Annotated in this window: 18 protein-coding genes; 11 read left to right on the forward strand and 7 right to left on the reverse strand. The window is 38.8% G+C overall.

Translation table 11 applies throughout. The features are described 5' to 3' along the window. The first annotated feature begins 25 nt into the window (after positions 1 to 25). The 4 genes from ACFQZJ_RS10165 to ACFQZJ_RS10180 all read left to right on the forward strand — a co-directional run bounded on the left by ACFQZJ_RS10165 (position 26) and on the right by ACFQZJ_RS10180 (position 2696). Positions 26 to 175 carry a hypothetical protein gene (locus ACFQZJ_RS10165; RefSeq protein ID WP_379934308.1) on the forward strand — a complete coding sequence of 50 codons (150 nt, stop codon included), beginning with the start codon at positions 26 to 28 and terminating at the stop codon, positions 173 to 175. Between the two features lie 85 nt (positions 176 to 260). After that, a complete protein-coding gene (locus ACFQZJ_RS10170) occupies positions 261 to 929 on the forward strand; it encodes a hypothetical protein (protein WP_379934309.1) in 669 nt (222 codons plus the stop codon). A 100-nt stretch (positions 930 to 1029) separates the two neighbouring features. Beyond that, entirely contained in the window at positions 1030 to 2229 is a 1200-nt protein-coding gene (locus ACFQZJ_RS10175; protein WP_379934310.1) for an alanine dehydrogenase, read from the forward strand. Positions 2230 to 2306: 77 nt separating this feature from the next. Beyond that, positions 2307 to 2696, forward strand: a complete 390-nt coding sequence (locus ACFQZJ_RS10180) for a DUF4258 domain-containing protein (RefSeq protein ID WP_379934312.1) — start codon at positions 2307 to 2309, stop codon at positions 2694 to 2696. A 93-nt stretch (positions 2697 to 2789) separates the two neighbouring features. Here ACFQZJ_RS10180 and ACFQZJ_RS10185 read toward each other — a convergent pair whose 3' ends face one another. After that, positions 2790 to 3956, reverse strand: coding sequence for a proline dehydrogenase family protein (locus ACFQZJ_RS10185; RefSeq protein ID WP_379934314.1), 1167 nt, complete (start codon positions 3954 to 3956; stop codon positions 2790 to 2792). A gap of 123 nt (positions 3957 to 4079) precedes the next feature. On the opposite strand from ACFQZJ_RS10185, the gene aroB reads away from it, so the two are divergent. Both aroB and ACFQZJ_RS10195 read left to right on the forward strand, forming a co-directional pair. Further along, positions 4080 to 5141 (forward strand): 3-dehydroquinate synthase, encoded by a 1062-nt coding sequence (gene aroB, locus ACFQZJ_RS10190; protein WP_379934316.1) that lies wholly within the window; start codon positions 4080 to 4082, stop codon positions 5139 to 5141. A 110-nt stretch (positions 5142 to 5251) separates the two neighbouring features. Further along, positions 5252 to 5587 carry a hypothetical protein gene (locus ACFQZJ_RS10195; protein WP_379934318.1) on the forward strand — a complete coding sequence of 112 codons (336 nt, stop codon included), beginning with the start codon at positions 5252 to 5254 and terminating at the stop codon, positions 5585 to 5587. Positions 5588 to 5593: 6 nt separating this feature from the next. Here the strand turns inward: ACFQZJ_RS10195 and ACFQZJ_RS10200 are convergent, their stop codons facing one another. The 3 genes from ACFQZJ_RS10200 to ACFQZJ_RS10210 all read right to left on the reverse strand — a co-directional run bounded on the left by ACFQZJ_RS10200 (position 5594) and on the right by ACFQZJ_RS10210 (position 8060). Beyond that, positions 5594 to 6109 carry a DinB family protein gene (locus ACFQZJ_RS10200; protein ID WP_379934320.1) on the reverse strand — a complete coding sequence of 172 codons (516 nt, stop codon included), beginning with the start codon at positions 6107 to 6109 and terminating at the stop codon, positions 5594 to 5596. A gap of 248 nt (positions 6110 to 6357) precedes the next feature. Next, positions 6358 to 6837 (reverse strand): Lrp/AsnC family transcriptional regulator, encoded by a 480-nt coding sequence (locus ACFQZJ_RS10205; RefSeq protein WP_379934321.1) that lies wholly within the window; start codon positions 6835 to 6837, stop codon positions 6358 to 6360. Between the two features lie 119 nt (positions 6838 to 6956). Beyond that, the gene (locus ACFQZJ_RS10210) at positions 6957 to 8060 is read right to left on the reverse strand and encodes a M14 family metallopeptidase (RefSeq protein ID WP_379934323.1); all 1104 of its coding nucleotides are present in this window, start codon (positions 8058 to 8060) and stop codon (positions 6957 to 6959) included. A gap of 273 nt (positions 8061 to 8333) precedes the next feature. Between ACFQZJ_RS10210 and ACFQZJ_RS10215 the strand changes: the two genes are divergently transcribed. From ACFQZJ_RS10215 to ACFQZJ_RS10235, 5 genes are all read left to right on the forward strand, one after another. Beyond that, positions 8334 to 8696, forward strand: coding sequence for a helix-turn-helix transcriptional regulator (locus ACFQZJ_RS10215; protein WP_379934324.1), 363 nt, complete (start codon positions 8334 to 8336; stop codon positions 8694 to 8696). A gap of 62 nt (positions 8697 to 8758) precedes the next feature. Further along, positions 8759 to 9136 (forward strand): hypothetical protein, encoded by a 378-nt coding sequence (locus ACFQZJ_RS10220; RefSeq protein ID WP_379934325.1) that lies wholly within the window; start codon positions 8759 to 8761, stop codon positions 9134 to 9136. A 2-nt stretch (positions 9137 to 9138) separates the two neighbouring features. Further along, positions 9139 to 9942 (forward strand): TerC family protein, encoded by an 804-nt coding sequence (locus ACFQZJ_RS10225; RefSeq protein ID WP_379934328.1) that lies wholly within the window; start codon positions 9139 to 9141, stop codon positions 9940 to 9942. A 970-nt stretch (positions 9943 to 10912) separates the two neighbouring features. Further along, positions 10913 to 12949, forward strand: coding sequence for a tetratricopeptide repeat-containing sensor histidine kinase (locus ACFQZJ_RS10230; protein WP_379934330.1), 2037 nt, complete (start codon positions 10913 to 10915; stop codon positions 12947 to 12949). 189 nt (positions 12950 to 13138) lie between these two features. Beyond that, positions 13139 to 15229, forward strand: a complete 2091-nt coding sequence (locus ACFQZJ_RS10235; protein ID WP_379934332.1) for a tetratricopeptide repeat-containing sensor histidine kinase — start codon at positions 13139 to 13141, stop codon at positions 15227 to 15229. Here ACFQZJ_RS10235 and bshB1 read toward each other — a convergent pair. From bshB1 to ccsA, 3 genes are all read right to left on the reverse strand, one after another. Then, positions 15226 to 15942 carry a bacillithiol biosynthesis deacetylase BshB1 gene (bshB1, locus tag ACFQZJ_RS10240; protein ID WP_379934434.1) on the reverse strand — a complete coding sequence of 239 codons (717 nt, stop codon included), beginning with the start codon at positions 15940 to 15942 and terminating at the stop codon, positions 15226 to 15228. The two genes, ACFQZJ_RS10235 and bshB1, sit on opposite strands and share 4 nt — an antisense overlap. A gap of 299 nt (positions 15943 to 16241) precedes the next feature. Further along, on the reverse strand, positions 16242 to 17411 hold the full coding sequence (locus ACFQZJ_RS10245; RefSeq protein WP_379934334.1) for a trans-sulfuration enzyme family protein: 1170 nt from the start codon (positions 17409 to 17411) through the stop codon (positions 16242 to 16244). 43 nt (positions 17412 to 17454) lie between these two features. Beyond that, a complete protein-coding gene (gene ccsA / locus ACFQZJ_RS10250) occupies positions 17455 to 20655 on the reverse strand; it encodes a cytochrome c biogenesis protein (protein WP_379934335.1) in 3201 nt (1066 codons plus the stop codon). Positions 20656 to 20686: the final 31 nt, after the last annotated feature.

The following is a 20686-nucleotide window of genomic DNA, read 5'->3' on the forward strand; positions in this document are numbered from 1 at the left end:
CTTTAATCAAAAACCCCTAACGAAAATGAAAAACAAAAAGAACATTTTAGCCTCCATTGCCTTGGGAATTTTTCTTTTAGCAACCGTTGCCCCAGCCTTAACGATAGATAAAGAGGCCACAACTACAGGCGTTGACAAAACAAAAGTTAAGATTCCGAACAGGAAAGACAGATAAATAATTATCAAAAAAAAAGAAAGGGCAATCAATAAATTGCCCTTTTTTTCGTTTCCTTATTATTGTTCCCCAAACAAGAGTGATAATGAAGGAAGGTCTCTCATCAAAAAGAAAGCAAGCCAAGTATAGAATTTTCATAGATTCTGCTATGGTTTTTTTTGTAGTTATGGCCCCTTTTGTTTTCAAAATACATGAATATCTCCCAAGAAATCCAAACGAAACATTTGAGGTTTTAGGCTTTACCATAGGTCAGAATCAGTTTGCCGATGTAAGTACTTATGTATGGTTTCTGCTAGGTAAATTTATCCCCTTGTATTTATTATTTATTTGGTTTTTTACTTGTAAACATTGGTGGTATCATGCTATACTGATACCTATTACCATGTACTCTTTTCAAATTTTTGAAGTTGTTTATTCGGATGATAAGTATGTTGATAGTGAAAACCTACTATGGCTGCTACCCATCTGTATGGTTATAATTCCGTTTGTGTACCTCGTGAGGGTAAAATTATACGATAAATACGTTCACGGGATAGACCTTGAAGCTATGGATGCAGAATTGGAAGCTTTAAAATCAAAAAATGCCGCTCAAACAACATCCGACTCGTCTACTTTGGAAAAAGAATTAGAAAATTTAACAAAGGAGTCCTTTGCAGATGAATTAGATCGCAAATTATCTACACGAAATTTGGAACAGGCCGCTAAGCAATTTCAACTGCGACTACAAAACCTGCTTAATTTCAACAACAAGTAAGATTCTTTTCTTTCCCACTATTTCATAGCTAAGGAATTTTGGTTAAAAATTGTACATTTGATTCTAAAGCCTGTTAGCGGCATTTAGACAGCCAATACCTATGAATCAACCTTCAACACCTTTTAGTAAACAGCAATTGCTTCCGCAGGAAGAAACCTTAGAAATTTTAAAGCAGAAAGGCGAACTCTATATTGGACTGCCTAAGGAAAATCAATATCAGGAAAAACGAATATGCCTTACCCCGGATGCCGTAAATGCAATTACCTCGAACGGCCATCGTGTACTCATTGAATCAGGAGCCGGAAAAGGAGCCCATTTTTCAGATCTAGATTATACGAACGCCGGTGGTGAAATCACAAAGGACACGGCCAAAGTATTTGGCTGCCCCTTGTTATTGAAGGTAGAGCCCCCTACCCTTACCGAAATTGGCTTGATCAATCCACAGACTACCGTTATTTCCGCCTTACAGATAAAAACACAGCAAAAGTCCTATTTCGAAGAATTGGCGCGCAAACGTATTACGGCAATAGCATTTGAATACATAAGGGATGAGGATGGGAAATTCCCGGCTGTTCGTTCGCTCAGCGAAATTGCCGGAATTTCATCTGTACTTATTGCTTCCGAGTTAATGTCCGCCAGCAACAAGGGTAACGGACTTATGTTCGGAAATATAAGTGGTGTACCGCCTGTAGAAGTCGTAATCATTGGCGCAGGTACCGTAGGCGAGTTTGCTGCAAGGTCCGCTATTGGCCTAGGCGCCAATATTAAAATATTCGATAATTCCATCACAAAACTTAGGAACATACAGACCCATTTAAAACAAACCGTTTACACGTCTACCCTACAGCCTAAAAACTTACTTAAAGCGTTAAAGCGATGTGACGTGGCCATTGGCGCTATTCGCGGAAAGGATAGATCCCCCGTAGTTGTTTCCAGTACCATGGTAGAGCACATGAAAAAAGGAGCTGTTGTCATAGATGTTAGTATCGATACCGGAGGTTGTTTTGAGACTTCCGAGATTACAACGCACAATAAGCCTACCATAGAGAAGTATGGTGTTTTGCATTACGGAGTCCCCAATATACCATCTAGGTACCCTAAAACGGCCACCGTTTCCATTAGTAACATTTTTACGCCTTATCTACTTAAAATCGGTGAGGACGGCGGACTGGAAAATTCGCTTCGTTTTGACAAGGGACTACGAAACGGACTCTATATGTACCATGGTATTCTTACGAATAAGTCGGTTGGCGAATGGTTTGATCTGCAGTACAGCGACATCAATTTCCTTATCTTCTAGATTAGCGCTTCCGTTTCTTTTTGTATCCATTGGAAAACCATAATTTTACAGCGGTTTAATTATAACTGTAGTCGCCTATGCCATTTATAAAACGATTGGGATTTTATTTGTTCGGAGTTTCTCTGGGCATACTATTTTTGGCGTTCTTCTTTAAGAAAAAAACGGAGGATACCGGGGCGTATTTCTGTTACTTTCCCAATTGTAGGACATTAAAGGATATACGTTCCAAACCCATGTATTATTCGGATGCGGTGACCGAACAGTTGCGCAGCAAAGCGCTCGACACGACGGATATTGTAGGACTGCTCACCCAAGGCGATGTTGATTTTGGCAGGAGCGATACTAAATCGAACCCCTGTAAAACCTATATCGTTGAAGGCACAATAAAGGAAGTAGAAGTGATCGCCACGGTACGTAATTGTGTTAAAAAAGCAACATTGGAAAGTATAGTTCCGAATACGGATTGAAGCAACCACCAAATTTATTACCGAACCACTATTTTAGCTTACACTAAGTACCTGGCCTGCACAGGTGAAAATGGTCAAAAATAGCATTGGTACCTAAATCTTTCGCCGTTTACGCTCTTGTTTTAGCAAGGATAGCTCCCTAGTGGTCTGTCCGGCAACAGAGGTATTTTCTTCGGCACGCCTAATGAGGTAGGGCATCACGTCCTTTACCGGTCCAAAAGGCAAATATTTGGCCACATTGTATCCTTTGGCGGCAAGATTAAACGAGATATGATCGCTCATACCATATAACTGACCAAACCAAATACCTGCATCGTCATTCGCAATACCTTTTTCCTTCATCAATGCAAGAAGCTTTAAACAGCTTTGCTCGTTATGGGTTCCGGAAAAAATGGATATGGTATCCAAGTGCGCTACCATATAGGCAATGGTATCGTCAAAATTCTTGTCGGTCGCAAGTTTAGAATCACAAATAGGTGTAGGATAGCCTTTTTCAATAGCCCTTTCGTTTTCCTTTTCCATATACGCACCACGTACAACCTTCATTCCTATTTTAAACTTGTGTTTTTGGGCCTTTTTGTGAAGTTCCTTTAAATATGGGAGCCTATCCCAACGGTAAGTCTGTAGGGTGTTGAAAACAATAGGTTTTTTCTTATTGTATTGCTGCATCATTTGTGCCGCCAAATCGTCCGCAGCATCCTGCATCCAACTTTCTTCACCATCTATCAATAAAGAAACATCCAAGTCGTACGCTTTTTTACATACCTTATCGAACCTGTTTACGACCCGTTGCCATTCTGCCGATTCTTCTTTTGTAAGTTCTTTCCCCTCCCCTATTTTTTGATACAGTGCAAAACGTCCAAAACCCGTAGGTTTAAAAACGGCAAAGGGAATCGCATCTTTTTCCTTTACAAAATCCAATAGCTTAAGAATGATTTCGGTTGCCGTATCAAAAGGGTCTTCTTCTTGCTTTCCTTCAACAGAATAATCTAGCACGGAACATACTTTTTTCTCGTACATACGAGCTACCACGGGCAGGCAGTCCTCTTCATTAACACCACCACAAAAATGGTCAAAAACCGTTGCCCTTATCAAGCCCTCTACGGGCAGGTTCGCCTTTAGGGCCAAATTTGTCATTAACGAACCCAATTTAACCAAGGGCTCTTTGGAAATCATTTTAAATAGGAAATAGGCCCTTTCCAGTTCCGAATCGGTTTTTAACGAAAATGCCGTTGCGGTATCCTCAAAAATTCCATTCATAAATAGCAATATTTTTACCGCTCAAATATAATCACAGATTTTCTATTCTTTTCATTAAAAATAACCTTTATTTTGTACACGGAACCAAGGCAATTATAAGCTTTGGATTAAAGTGATAGTTTTATGGATTCTATAGTTTCTGATGCGTATGCCGTACATTTTAATACAATTGCATATACATCGCTGAATGCGCATTTGGAGAAAGCCAATTATTCGATTGTTTTTATTTTGGTAGATGAAAACACCCACGAACTTTGTTTGCCGCACTTTATGGCGCGCCTTACGGGAAGCTACCATTTTGAAATTATTGAAATTGAATCTGGTGAAATCAACAAAACAGTAGCCACTTGTGTTGGGGTTTGGGAGGCACTCTCCGAGCTGGGCGCCGACAGAAAAAGCCTTGTCATTAATTTGGGCGGTGGCGTATTAACAGATCTGGGCGGTTTTGTAGCCTCTACCTTTAAGCGCGGCATAGATTTTATAAATGTACCCACTACCCTGCTCTCTATGGTAGATGCCTCCGTAGGTGGTAAGACTGGTGTGGATTTGGGAACCCTGAAGAACCAAATAGGCGTTATAAACCAACCGGTAATGGTATTGGTAATTACAGATTTTTTGGACACCTTGGAAGAACGCCAGGTTACCAGCGGATTTGCAGAAATGCTAAAACATGGCCTTATACAGGATGAAGCGTATTGGGTAAATTTAAAAGCGACAACATCCTTGGAAGAGATCAAACAACAGATAATGCCTTCCGTAATCATAAAGAACAATATAGTGCTACAAGACCCAACGGAGCAAGGACTGCGAAAAATTCTTAACTATGGGCATACACTTGGGCACGCGGTAGAATCGTATCGGCTGGAAAGTAAAACGATGGATACCCTGCTTCACGGGGAGGCCATAGCTGTTGGAATGATTTTGGAAGGCTACCTCTCCCATAAGCTATTGGGACTTTCGTTGGCTGCCCTAGAGGATATCAAGGCTACGTTTTTGAACTATTACGACAAGGTGGTTTTTACCGAGGCGGACATAGACCAGATTGTAGCACTTATGAAATACGACAAGAAAAATTCGTATGGTAAAATAAATTTTGTGCTACTAAACACAATTGGAAATGCACAAATAGACGTCACTGCGCCTTCGGATTTGGTACGAGCTTCCTTCGCTTACTACGCGCAATAAAAAGTTCATGTACTAAAAAGTACTGTTTCACAACTCTTTGCCGACCAATAGGGTTAAAATTACTAGTTTAGATCAAGCAATAAACCAACCTATCTAAACACAACCAAATTATGACCAGACGTTTGATCGACTACAAAAAATTAGACCACCAACTAGCCAATCTTTTAATCGATACCTATCCTTACGGTTATGGCGATGAAGACATAATCAGTTTTAAAAATGGGAACGGCGAAATAATTGAAGCAGTAGAACTGCGGACCAGCGACACCTTATATTTGGTAAAAATTAGTAAAAGCCTTTCCAATTTTATCGCAAATTTTGAGGAGAACATTGAAAAGGAGCTGGAATCAAAAACTCCCGAAGCAGTAATGGACAGTGAAGATATTGTTCAAGAACTGGAAATGGACCATGAACAGGAACATGAGGGTTTTTCGGACTTGGACTAGCTATAATTAACTGTACCGTTCTTCCAAAATCTTAGCATGATGCTTTAAATGACCGCTTATCACAAAACCTAAAGCGGCAACGCTCCATGGCATATCACTAGCTGTCCCAATACGTCTAAGTTTTTCGTTTGACATACCCTTGAACATGGTTAACGTTGCTTCACGAACCGCTAAAAACTCTGCTACAATTTCCCCTATCGTGCGTTTTTCGCTCTCACTTTCCCCTACATAATCTTCATGATCGAATCCTGGTAAAGCGGTTTTATCATTTTTAGAGAAACGAAAAGCCCTATATTGAAAAATACGTTCGGTATCCGTAATATGAACAAGCACCTCTGCTACGGTCCATTTATTTGGCCCATAAGAAAAATTAAGTCTTTCTTTTGTTAATCCCGAGGTATATGCAACAAACCAATCCCTACTGGATTCCAAGGTTTCTATAAGCTCTTCTTCCCCTACCATGTTTAAATAGGTAGCGTAAAAATGATTGAATTCATTTTGTTTTAGTTCCGATAATCGCATAATGACCAATGCTTAGTTTAATACCAATTTAACTTCTAGATGTCGCATAAAACAAGTTTCTTTTTTACTCATTTGTCGTCATAAAATAGAACCATAGCTAATGCTATGCTTAGATTTCATTCCTAAACCGAGAAAAAATAATTCAAATTTTCAATACGACATTCAAAACTTAAATTGGTATAATCCCTATAAAAAAAAGCTCAATCGTAATTGTACGACCGAGCCATAACCTAATTTAGTTGTAGTTCTTATAACTCATTAAAAATTCGATGCATCAATCGTTTTTTATCGTTGAAGCTTTCTTCCAATGAAATCATGGTCTCCGTTCTACTGATGCCTTCTATATCATCGATTTTAAAGATGATATTTTTGGCATGTGTTGTATCCTTTGCCCTTATTTTGCAAAAAATGTTGAATTTGCCCGTGGTAATGTGCGCAATGGTAACATTGGGAATTTGGTTCAAACGCTCCAAAACAAATTTTGTCTGGTGTGTTTTTTCCAAAAAAATACCCACATAGGCTATAAAGGCATAACCCAATTTCACATAATCCAAGGTAAGGGACGAACCTCTAATAATACCGGCTTCCTCCATTTTTTTTACGCGAACGTGAACGGTGCCCGCAGAAATCAATAGTTTCTTTGCGATGTCCGTAAAAGGTGTCCTTGTGTTATCTATTAACATATCCAGTATCTGGTGGTCTATTTCATCTAATTTAACTTTGCCCATGCTTGATTATTTTTTGACAAAATTAAAACATTATAAAATTAAATGTAAAGAAACTCTCATTTTTTTAAATAAAATGTAACATAAAGTCGGTTTTATCACAAAATAACAAAGAATATACCTTAGAAAAGTGTTAACACACCCCGGTTTTCTAACCATAAACGGTCCCTTAGGTTCGCAGCATCTTTTGTTTCATGACCAAAAACGGCCTTTCCCTGTAATTCAATTGACTCGATTTTTGGGACAAAGACTATGTGATCCCCTGTTAGTCTTTCGTCAAATAGGATTGCTACCTTAGTGCCGTATGCCAAGTTCTTGTCCAGTAGATGTGCATTGTAGATTAATACATCACAGTACATTTTCCGATTTTCCGGAATTGCCAGATAGTCTTCAACGGTAAACAGATTCAGGCTTCCTTTTTTAATCGTCACAAGTGCTTCCATGAGTGCCATACATATATACTCTCGTGTAACCTCCCTATCGTAATCACCTGGATAATGACCCGCCTCGAACAACATAGTGGGCGTTCGAAGCATCTGAAACGCATCTCCAACACAGTTTGGGTTAAAACTATCATCGTATCTACCCACTTGTCCAGGTATGTGTTCTTGGAGTTTTTTGTTCATTGCCGCTATTAGCTGCATACTTAAAGTACGGGATTCGGATAGATTCCGCTTCTCATCAAAAGCAGGTGCTAAAAAAGAGACGGTCGCAGGCTTATCGGTTTCGCCCACATTAAATATGGTTCTTTGATCATGCAGGTTAAAACAGTAATCCGGCTTAAAATTATCATAGGCCGACATTAACACCCTACTTTCCGGTTGAGACAGTTCTTGGGCATCCCTGTTCAAATCAACTTGATCGGCGTTCACACGGGTATATGCTTTTGCTCCATCCGGATTAAGAATGGGAATAATCATAATCGTAAAATTTTTAAGCCAATTTTTGGATTCCCCCAGCTCCAATTTTAGGTAGTTGATCAAATCCAAAACAGCTTTTGTGGTCGTAGACTCGTTTCCGTGCATTTGAGACCACATTAAAATACGGTTGGTGCCAGAACCGATCGTTACCCCATAAATAGGATTTCCCTGTACCGATGACCCTAAAGTCTCCAAACGGAACGAAGGTTTTAGTTGGAACAAGTAGTCCCTAATGTGGTTATGGGTTACATATCTACCCTTAATATGTGATACCTTAAAATCAGCATGTTTTATCCCGTCGATCATGAACAACTATTTCTTGAACGACAAAAATACAATTGTTAAAAATTACATTTGTAAACAAACCAAATATCTTTATCCCTTTATGCGGTCTAGTAAAAAGAGAATTTTGTAAACCAAAACAAATAGACTATTTATATTAACTATAATTATTTTAAAATCAGCACTTTAAGTTAAATTATATCAACATTTAAATTAATAAATAACGACTTAAAAAGCAAGAATTAACTTAGGTGCATATTTGTAAACATGTAGAATTGTGTAACTTTGTAAACTGTTATGGATACTGAAAATATCAATCTTAGAATAGCACAAATAGTAAGCCATTATGAACTTTCCGCTTCGGCCTTTGCGGACAGTATCAACGTGCAACGCTCCAGTATTTCGCATCTGATCAGAGGTCGCAACAAGCCAAGTTTGGAGTTTGTGAGCAAACTGGTTCGCACCTACCCCGAGGTAGATTTATACTGGTTATTATACGGTGAAGGCGAATTCCCAAAAATAGATCTAAAAGAAAAACGCCCAAACCATATAGCTGGCCCAACAACCAAAATGCTTAAACCCGACCCGGAAAAAGAGATAGAAAAAGTGCTACTGTTTTATAGAGACGGCACCTTCTCAGCTTACAAACCAGAACTGTAGTTTTATAAAATAATTACGATACTAACAGCGCATAAAAGGTCTATTTTGATTATTTTGCAGTTATGTTTAAAAACGTATTTTTTATTTTTTTGGTTGTTGTTGGGCTTTCATCCTGTTACAGGCCCGAACGTGATTGCAAGGCCTACAAGACAGGCAGTTTCCTATTTACGTACGAGGTGGGCGACTCTGTTAAAACTGGGAAATTTGTTCGGGGAGCCGAGTATAGCGTAGACTATTATGAAGGAAAAATAGATAGTGCAAGTATCCGATGGTTCAACGATTGCGAATTCATTCTTCAGGATATAAATAGCAAAACGGCCATCCATTATAAAATTGTAAGTACTACAGACAGTTCCTATACCTTTCAATACAACAAAGCTGTGAAAGATATAAATAAGGAGCTCGTAGTGCGCACCGGTACGGCTTATAAAACCAACTGACCATGTTTGAAATCTTTACCGCTCCAGAGGCCTGGATAGCGCTTATTACGCTTATCCTTATAGAAGTGTTCGTAAGTATGGACAATATCGTTTTTATTTCGTTTGCCTCTGAAAAACTCGCAAAAGGAAAACAACGGAAAGCATTATTTGCCGGGTTTGCCCTAGCGCTACTATTACGTATTGTATTGTTGGTTTCCGTAACCCTACTGCTTTCCCTAAAAAAACCCTTTTTGATGCTGGATAGCGATTGGGTTTCCGGTAGTTTGAGTATCCATAGTCTATTGCTCTTTGCCGGCGGGCTATTCCTTCTATATAAAGGCACCGAGGAGCTTATGGAAAAAGTGGAGGATAAACGACACGACGAACGGGAGGTGAAACGAGAAAGATCGAGTACCCTTACAAAGGCGCTTGTGCAACTCTTTGTAATCAATATGGTATTTTCTTTTGACTTTGTACTTAGCGGTATCGGGATGACCTACGGTATTACCAATGACGATTATGACGCCTTGACCATTATCCTGTTGGCAGCAATGATAGCCCTGTTTATTATGATATCCTTTGCGCACAGCATCAACGCCCTATTGGAAAAGCACCCCTCGCTAAAGGTGTTGGGACTTGCTTTTATGATGCTTTTAGGTTTTGCTCTCGTTGCAGATGCCGCGCATGCGTCGCACTTGGTTATGTTTGATAGTGCTACCGTATTTTTACCTAAAGGACACCTACACTTTGGAATTTTGTTCTGTTCTATTATTGTAGCTGTATCAATGTTAAGGAACAAGAAGGGTAACACTGAAGAAAGTAGGTAAAATACGTAATAAATCATACTCGGATTACTTATTTTCACCTAACGATTTTTGTTCTGACAGGAACCGGTGTCTTTTTTCAAAACCTGGGAACAATTAAGTACAGTTAGGGAGTTCATATTGAAGTCATTTATTTCAATTATAGTTAGGCAATATTATGGTTGCTTTTTACAACTATTGTCCGATACCTAATGTACTGTATTGAACAATCATATTAATTGTAATTGGTTTCCCCTGTTTTTCGATTAGGATGAATTGCCTTTTCAAAGGTCGTAACCCACGGCAAGGGAATATTCGATTTTTCAGGTCTTATAAGGCTATCTTGCCCGAGCCGTGTTTTCTAACCCACAAGGCCTAGGCATAAACACCCTTATAGGCATACGTGCCATAGTACGAAAGAGCCGCGTATACATGCAAAAGGTAGAAATATGAATGCAAAGTCCTACAGTACAGCGACTACAATAGGTCCATGGGCGGAATACGAAAAGGGCCGCAAAAGACCATTGGGTGTTGTGAGAAAAGATGGATGTGGGCCGAATATCCCTTTGGCACCATTAAGCAAGGCTTCGGGTGGGGTTTGAACACATCATTACCAATGAAGGAGTACAGCCGTAAGTGTAGGCTTCGGGTTTATTTTGAAGGTATATACTTCAAAGAACCTGCTCAAATTTGAATGGAAACCTGCGACAGACTCATATCTTGGAAAAAAAGCCTAAAAACCTTCTCCTTGGAGAATAAAACTCTCAAAAATGAAATCCTGCACCGTATCACATCATACAGGGATTTTGAGCGCTATTAAACCCATGATTGGATATCCTGTAAAATAACTGGAAGAACCGCAAAAACCCTCTCCTTTATTGTTTTAAAAATCTTATCTTGAACTTAAATAATACACATACGGGGCCAACCGATATAGGTATCACACATACAAGGTTTTTAATTGATATGCTTTGATGTTAACTGGTTTGAATACATGTTAAAAAATTTAGTCATTGTCGTCTTGAGTATTTATTTGGGGTGTTCGTATGGATTTTCTCAAAATAGCCCCGATGAAATTAAGTCTAAAATCCAAGAATATAGGGATACAGGAAATTTCACTGAACACAATAAGGAATACATAGATCTTTTGGTTGAGCTTGGCAATGCATTAAAGTATTCCAAAACCGATACCGTTAAATCCTTAGCCGTTGAATCCCTAGAGCTAAGTAGACACATTAATTACGTTAAAGGCGAATTTGAATCGCTATTAAATTTTGGCTACTTCGAATTATATACAGGAAATCCAGATAAAGCCACCTTCTATTATACACAAACGCTGGAAGGAGCTTTATTAAACCAATTTAAAAACCTCGCTATTAAGTCGTACAATGGAATTGCACAAGCGCATTTCATAAGAGCCGAATATGCAGATGCTTTTACGAACTTTCAAAACGCCTTAGAATTGGCAGAAGAGATAAATGATTCAGAAATGATCATAAAAATGGGTGCAAACCTAGGAACGCTATTTTCTATACTAGAGGATTATGACGAAGCTTTAAAGTATTATAAAATTGCACAAAGCGAGTTTAATGAAAATACCACAGTGATAACCAAAGTATCCGTTTTAGTTAATCTTGGGTATTTGAACAATAGAATAAAACAGCCTAAGAAAGCGATGGATTACTTGGACGAGTCCATAGACTTATTACAGCATGTTGATGCAGCAAAAATCCTTGCTTTTGCATACCTCACCAAAGGAGACGTCTTAAATCAAACAGAACAGTATTACAAAGCTCTTTCATTTTTCAATAAAGCTTTTAAGATTTATGCTAAGGTCAACGACAAAAAAGGAGAAGCGGATCTCTATCTTTATTCCGGCAACTCCCATACTAAACTAAATAATTTTGAAAGCGCAGAAAAATCGTTTTTAAAGAGTTTAGCATTATACAAGTCTTTTAACCTTAAATCTGGTTTGGAAAAAAGCTATCGTGCTTTATATGAGCTAAACAAGAAAAAAGCCTTTACCTCCAAAGCTTTGGCTTACTTGGAGTTAGCCCAGGCATATTCCGATTCTGTATCGAAAGAAAAACAAAGAAGTACTATCTCCATGATGAATGCCAAGTTGGCTTATGAGAAAAATAAAGAGTTATTAAAAACACAAAATGAAAAAGAGCTGAACGATCGGAGAAAACATATTATCTGGATTTCTACTGGCCTTATTGCCTCCATACTAATCAGTTTAGTTGTCTTTAGAGCTACTACCACTAAAAAGCGACTGAATAAAGAATTAACAGTGCGCACAACCATACTTTCAAAAAAACAAGATGAACTTAATAAACTCAATGCAAATCAAGATAAGTTGTTTTCCATAGTAGGTCACGATTTAAGAGACCCCATTCTTTCACTCAAGAAGCTATTAGGGGAATCCTTGGAAAAAAATAAAGAAATCAAAAACTTTTATGCTTTTGGCCCTAAACTTAAAAAAGATGTGGACCATATTCATTTTACTTTGGACAACCTATTAAACTGGGGTCTCACCCAAATGAAGGGAAACGCAACCAAACAGGAAAACCTGATCATAAAACAACGGCTACAGGAAATAGTGGATTTCTTTACCGAAGATTTGGACAAAAAAAACATATCACTGGAATTATTGACGCCGGATCACTTGGAACTTATGGTAGACCCCGACCATTTTACAATAATTTTTAGAAACCTGATTAGTAACGCCATCAAATTTACACCTATAAACGGTACTATCTGTATTGAAACTAGCTATAAAGATGATTATGTAACCATTGCCGTTAAGGATAGCGGAGTGGGCATTTCTACGGATGCAATTACTAAAATATTTGATAACAAGGAGCATTTCACCACTATTGGAACCAATAATGAACGTGGAACCGGTTTAGGCCTAATCTTATGTGCAGAACTTATCGAAAAAAATAAGGGTTTCATTGTTGTTGAAAGTGAGCTTACAAAGGGTAGTGTTTTTTCAGTTCATTTTGGCACAAATACTAACACATCGTGAACTGTTTCAATAATCATTCCGATAAGAACACATAATCAAATTCACTAATATTTTTAACAAACAATACAAAATCTTCGATAAACTACATCTTTTTACTGCCAAAACACACATAAATACGTGTTTCACAACATATTTTAGCTGTCCATTTAAACATCTTTTAATTTTAGGTTTCTTTAACCAAAGATTATAATGTTTAGTAAGGCCTATTACTATAGTACAAAACAAACGCTGAGCGAGTCAGCAATACATTACGTTTTTGCCCTTTTTTTTTGTTTCTTAGGTTCTTATGCCCAAGCAGATAGTACCAAAGACAATTTAGTCGGAACTGGTTCGCTTAAGTCGGATGAAAATTTTTCGGAATCAGACACTACTTACATAAATACATTATTGCACTTAGCCGAAAAACAGCGTTTCTATAATTCGGACAGCCTTTATTTGTTAGCAAAAAAAGCTTTGCAGCTCAGTAAAAAATCTGACTATGTAATTGGACAATCCAAGGCCTACACACAACTAGGCAACTATTATTCCGATAATGGCCAACACGATAAAGGAATCGATAATTACGAATATGCTGCTGAACTCGCCAATGAAATAGATGATTCTTTTTTAAGGTTGGGCGCAATCAACGATCTAGCCGGAGAATTTGCCTACAAAGGCGATAATGCCATGGCCTTGAAACTATATCTTGAAGGTATAGAACTTGCAGAACTGGTAACAGACATGAATATGCAGTCTATCCTAACCGAAAATATAGCGGAGCTTTATGTTTCTCAAAAAGATTTTGAGCAGGCGATGAAGTTCTATAAAAAAGTAAAGAAAATTAACGATGAAATTGGCGACCCTGTTTTCATGGCCGAAACTATGAGCAATATGGCATCTGCGTATGCCGATATGGGTGAGTTAGATCAGGCAATGTTCAACGTAAACAGCAGTATCCGGATATTTGAAAAGCAGAAGAAAATGGCTTGGTTGGCTTATGCCTACGAAATAAAAGGCAAGGTATATCTCAAAAAACAAAAATACAATTGGGCCATGTATTGGTACAAACAAAGCGAACTTATACATGAGAACCTGGAGGATAAACGTGCAGAAATTGCTTTGCTAAACGGAATGGCAGAAGCTAATCTGGGCGCAAAAAACGATAGTATTTCCGAAATTTATGCAAACAAGGCCTTGGAACTATCTACAAAGTTAGACTATATGTCCGGAACAAAGGACTGTTCAAAAATCCTCTACACGATAAATAAGAATAAAGGAGATTATAAAAAGGCATTGTACTTTCACGAGCTGTTCCAAGAACTATCGGACACCTTATCACGAAGCGAAAATCAAAAAAGTTTAACCCTCTTAAAAACGAAGTTTGAATACGACCAACAGAAAGAGCAGCTTATACTTGACAATAACAAGGCCCTGGCCAAACAAAAAATGTATGTGTATGCGACCTTGCTTGTACTTACAATTTTCCTTTGTATTATATTCCTTATTCGAAGAAACGAAAAAATACAAAAGAAGCTTAATAAAGAGTTATTGTCCAAGCAGGCAGATTTAGAGCGAAGTGAAATTCATTTAAAAGAAGTGAATCAGACCAAGAATAAACTCTTTTCTATTATCGGTCATGATCTAAGAGGTCCAATTGGGGCATTTCAAGGATTGATAAAGCTTTTTAAAGAAGGAGAAATGAACAAAGAAGAATTTCTAGGTTTTGTACCAAAGTTAAAAACAGATATCGATAATATAGCCTTTACCCTTAATAATCTATTGTCTTGGGGACAAACGCAAATGAACGGTTCGTTTACTACTCCCGGAATAACGTCTTTAGAGCATATCGTATCCGAAAACATTGGACTATTATCGGAAATGGCTTCAAGCAAATCTATCACGTTTATCAATAAAATCGAACCGAATACGATAACCTATTCGGACAGCAATCAAATAGATATTGTAATTCGTAACTTGTTGAGCAATGCGCTCAAGTTTACTTTTGAAAATGGCACGATTACCATTGGTGCCGTTCAAAAATCTCAATATTGGGAGGTACATGTTAGAGATACGGGCGTTGGTATGGACGAGGAAACTCTGGGTAAAATTTTCAATAAGGATTCCACACACTCCACGTATGGAACCAATGATGAAAAAGGTACTGGTCTGGGTCTGTCCCTTTGCAAGGAAATGGTAGAAAAAAATAAGGGTATTATATGGGCAGATAGTGCACCAAATATAGGGTCCAGTTTCTACTTTACCATTCCTAAGGCAAAAAAAGAATACCAAAAAAGTGCTTAGATCAAACTGGCCAAACTATCAACAGCGATTAATCGCTCTACAGTAAAACCTTCGGCATACTCCTTGCCAACAAGCCTCCCCATATCCCTAGCCCTATAATTTACGCTCTCTATAAATGTTTTACTACTGATAGGGGTTTCCGGTTCTTTACTATCAGGATCGTGGAACTGAGAGCCATAAGCTAAAATAGCCGCTACTTTTTTATCTATAAAACCAGTAATATCTACGACAAAATCAGGGGTTATATTTTTCCATTGAATGTAATGATATACCACTTTAGGTCGCCAAGCATCTTGATTTATGTCATCAATTTGCGTATGTATTTTTATGAGTCCGCTTAGAAAACAAGCGTCGCTTACCAATTTACTGCCTTTGCCATGGTCTATATGACGATCCTCAACCGCGTTGCACAACACAATATCCGGACGGTATTTCCGAATCATCTTTATAATCTCTATTTGATGTGTTTCATCGTTGATAAAAAAGCCGTCCCTGAATCCGAGATTCTCCCTAACGGAAACCTTAAGAATATCTGCTGCTGCCTTTGCTTCTGCATCCCTTATTTTGGCAGATCCACGTGTTCCAAGTTCGCCACGCGTTAAATCTATGATTCCAACCTTTTTTCCGTTCGCTATTTCTTTGGCTATGGTTCCACCTGCGCCTAGCTCCGCATCATCTGGATGGGCACCAAAAACAAGGATGTCTAATTTGATCATATTTATTATTTATAAGCGTTTTAAAATTAAATTTTTGGGTAAAACCATATACCCATAATCTGGCATACGATTAAAAGGCGTAACATATAGGAATCTTCGCCAGTAGCTCTTGGAGCCTATGCTATTACTTCTATGGGATTTGTGCAGTCATTTCTTTTAGTCTTATGTTTTACTGGCGTCTGCCTAAGGAAAACTCAAAAGTCCTACGTAGTGCCAGTCAAATTTTTATTGCCACATTATTTCTTGATATAACTTTTATAATCAATAGCACCGTAATTGAGTCTGACAAGATACGCTTATGCAATTGCGGTAGACAATTTAACATGGGCTATAGCCTGTTCTATATCCTCCATCAAATCCTCTACTTCCTCTATACCAACGGAAAAACGTATGAGTCCGTCCCTTATCCCTTGCTCGGCTCTAACCTCTGGACTCATAAGAGCATGTGAAGTCTGGGCAGGTGATAAAAGCGTACTTTCTACCCCGGCCAAACTCATCGAGGATTTTATTAATTTCAACGATTTTTGAAATTTGGAAGCATCAATGAAAGGCTTGAGCTCAAAAGACAACATTCCACCAAATCCTTTCATTTGATTTTTTGCCAATTCATGGCCCGTGTGGGAGGTTAAGCCGGGATAATACACGGCATCTATGGCTACATGGTCGTATAAATATTTGGCCATAGCCATAGCATTTTCATTTTGTGCCCTTACGCGGATACCCATGGTCTTGATACTCCGCTCTAAAAGCCAAACGGTATAGTCGCTTAAACTTCCTCCAAAATTTTTTGCCAGATGAAAAATACGTTCAATATGCAACTCGCTTGCTGCTACCGCGCCTGCACAAATATCGGAATGGCCGCCCATGTATTTGGTAGCACTGTGGATGACCACATCTATTCCAAAATCGATCGGATTTTGGTTTACGGGACTAGCGAAGGTATTATCGATCATGGAAACTATACCATTTTTTTTTGCAATCGCAGCAACCGCCGCCAAATCCGTAATGGTCAACAAAGGATTAGACGGTGTCTCAATATACACCACCTTTGTGTTTTTTTGTATTTTTTCCTCGAAATCGCTTGCCTCCCATCCTTGGGTAAAGGAATATTCAATACCATATTTTGAAAACTCCTCCGTTACCAAATTATAAGTACCACCGTACAATGTTTGCTGCAATACCACATGATCGCCTGCTTTTAAAAATGCCATAAGGGCGGTACTTACCGCTGCCATGCCACTACCAAAGATCAATGCGGATTCTGCATGTTCCAAAGCGGCAATTTTTTTACAAAGACCTTCTTGGTTAGGCGTGTTAAAATATCTGGGATACCGCTTTACTTCAACATCGTCGAAGGCATAAGACGTACTCATGTAAAGCGGAGAGACCGCTCCCTTATGTTGCTTGTCCTCTAATTCCCCTACGTGGGTACAAATTGTATTTAACCCATTTTTTTTTATACTCATTGTAGTAACCGATTTTATTCCTTAAAGATACGAAAGACCTCGTTTACTTGGTGTAGTGGACTTTGTACCTCCAATAGCTTATCGCGCCCAAAATTATAACACCTGCAGCCGTGTAGTAAATAAAGGTGGGTGTAATTACTTGTGCCCCACTAGCGTAACTATGAAGCCCTACAAGGTAAAAGTTAACGCCAAAGTAGGTCATCATAATGCTTGCGAAAGAAATAACACTTAAAAAATTGAATGTCCATTTACTTCGTAGACCGGGTACTAATCGTGTGTGGATAACAAAAGCGTAGATCATAATCGATACCAAGGCCCAAGTTTCCTTTGGATCCCAGCCCCAATAGCGTCCCCAACTTTCGTTAGCCCATTGCCCCCCCAAAAAGTTCCCTATGGTCAACATTATTAAACCTATGGTCAAAGCCAATTCATTAATAATGGTCAATTCCTTTATATTGATGGTCATTTTTTTCTTGTTCTTAGACGTGGTAAGTATCATTAATATAAGGGTAACAACACCAAGAATCATTCCCACGGTCAGCGGACCATAACTACCCACGATCACCGATACGTGAATCATAAGCCAATAACTGTCCAATACAGGCACTAGATTGGCAATAGAGGGATCTACCCAACTTTGGTGCGCAATCCATAATAGCATGGCTGTAACAAATGAAGTTGCTGCAATAGTCATGTCGCTTTTTCTTCCAAAAGCAAGCCCCATACCCATGGTTGCCCAGGCAACATACAAGATACTTTCATAAGCATCGCTCCAAGGAGCATGACCGGATATGTACCACCGCAGTACCAAGCCAGCCGTATGCCAGAGAAAAAATAGGATGATAACCCCCTTAAAAAAGTAGATGCCCACTTTCCAAATTTCCCTATCCTTGAATATTTGTAATATTACAATTACGAACATCAAGAAACCTACTAAAAGATAGTACCTATATAGCCTGTTGAAAATGTCCAACTTGTTATAAATGACCTCTGTTTCTACTTTGGCATCCGACGGTAATACTTCACTACCATGGTTATGTTGGTTCTGGTTAAAGGCAGCCAAAAGTTTATCGGCTTCTGTGTAGTCACCAGATTTTTGAGCGGTACTCAAGGTCATTAAATAATAAGGCATGGCATTCTTAACAAAATTGGCATACAGCGAATCGGAAACTGGATATTGTCCTCCCCTATATTCTACGGCAGAAATCCACTTATTGTTCTCATCGTCCAACAAGGGAAAAATCTTCAAAATCTGCTGGCCCAAAGCTTGGTTCAAAAGGCTTAACCGAATGTTAGCATCCTTAAAATCCTGCTCAAACTTGTTAGGATTGTTCGTTGCGGTGGCCTCCCTTAAAAATGGTTCCAATTTGTAATTTCCCTTATCGTCAAAAAAGTCGGTCGCCTTTACATATTTTTTACCTAACGGAATGCCAACTATTTTTCGGATACTATCGTTCTGCGCCTTTTTGTCCAAGGCAATAAACTCGGTATTGTACCATAGCGCAGGATTCATCATCATGGAAAGAAACACTTGGTCGGCGTTATATCCCATATACGTATCCTTAAGACTCAACTTTCTAAGCAACTCCGAGGCAAAGGTATTGATCGGTTTCATACGGCCACCATCATCCTGGATGACCAATTTCCCAAACTTATCCGCATGATCCTTACTCACAATAGTTGCCCGTATTAAAGAATCTACCTGTTCCTTTGCAGGTGCGGCAACACTGGTAGTGGAACCGGAATGGTCATGACCGTCATCTTCTGAATGTTCTTGAGCGCTTATCGGAAGAGAAAAACCAATAAGTAACAGTATCATACTTACCATGGTTTTCTTCTTATTCTTTACCTTTTCCAAAGATGCAGCCAAATCCTTAAATCGTGTTTTGCCAAAGAACATAATGCCCATTAGCCCAACATACAAAAGAAAATAGCCGATGTAGGTAATCCATGTCCCCCAGAAATCATGGTTTACGGATAGGGTAGTTCCTTTTTCGTCCGGATCAAATCCTGATTGGAAAAAACGATATCCTTTGTGGTCCAGTACATGGTTCATGTAGACATCGTAATCGAACGTACGTTCATCCTTTACCGTAATCCTGCTCATAAAGGAAGCATAGGCACTCTCCGTACCCGGGTGTTTTTCGGCAATGAAATCGTTCAATTGAATGCTAAAAGGTAATTCGTGAACTTTTGAACCATAACGTAAGGCAAAATCCAAGCCACCTACATTGACCTTTTCCGAAAACTTAGTACTCCCTTTTCCTCCCAAAACTTTTATTTCTTTGGTTTCTCCATTGGATGTTACCTTCATTATCAAGGCATCCCTATCATTTTCCGTTTTCTCTGCAGCCGGGATTTCTATAATTCCATTTTTACCGGTTACCAATGAATCCGGAATCACGAACTGCATATTCGCCGCATTGTAAAGGGAACGCAACATTAATGGCTGTATGCTGTCTTTCACCAGTTTTCCCTGTAATTGATCTGCCATACGCATAAAAGTACCATCAAAAGGAGACTCTATCTGATATCCCGCCTCGGAAGTAGAGATATTAATGGCTCCCTTTGTAGGAATATTGAGCGCAAATAAAACACCATGTATACTATTTACCTTGTTATTTTCTAAAAAATGCTCATGGCGCTGCCCTTCTCCCGCTTCCACCAATTTTAAAAAAGCAGTACCGTTCTCGTCCAAAACAAGCCCTTCCTTGGCCCCGGCAATGAAACCGGAATAGGCAATGGTGAATTCCTGACCGTTAAAATCTTCTTTCCAAGGCAGGTTGGACTGTATATCCTCTGCCGTAACGATCAAGTTATCCTCTAGGATTTTTCTTCTGGGCTCTCCATCAATTTCACCATCTACATGTGCCGTAAAATAGGTTTTATCGGAATAGAAAACCTTTTCCGTCTCCCCTTCCCGTATGGGCATCATTCCCTCAAAACTTATGTAGCGCGTCACAAAGGCTCCAATAATAATTAATACCCATGAGACGTGCAGCAATAAAACCGGCCATTTTTCCCACCGCAACAAACGATATCTATAAATATTCCCGGAAAAATTAATAACGAAAAACACCATAATTACCTCGAACCAAGTAGCGTTATAAATCCAAATACGGGCCGTTTCGGTACTATATATACTTTCTACAAAAGTCCCTATTGCCATCGCAGTGGCAAAAACAATGAAGAGAACTGCCATTAAACGGGTAGAGAAGAAAATTTTCTTGAATAATTCTGTCATAGGAATAGACGTTGGTTTCAACGTGTAAAAA

The sequence above is a fragment of the Maribacter chungangensis genome, assembly GCF_042676845.1.
Taxonomy (GTDB): Bacteria; Bacteroidota; Bacteroidia; order Flavobacteriales; family Flavobacteriaceae; genus Maribacter; species Maribacter chungangensis.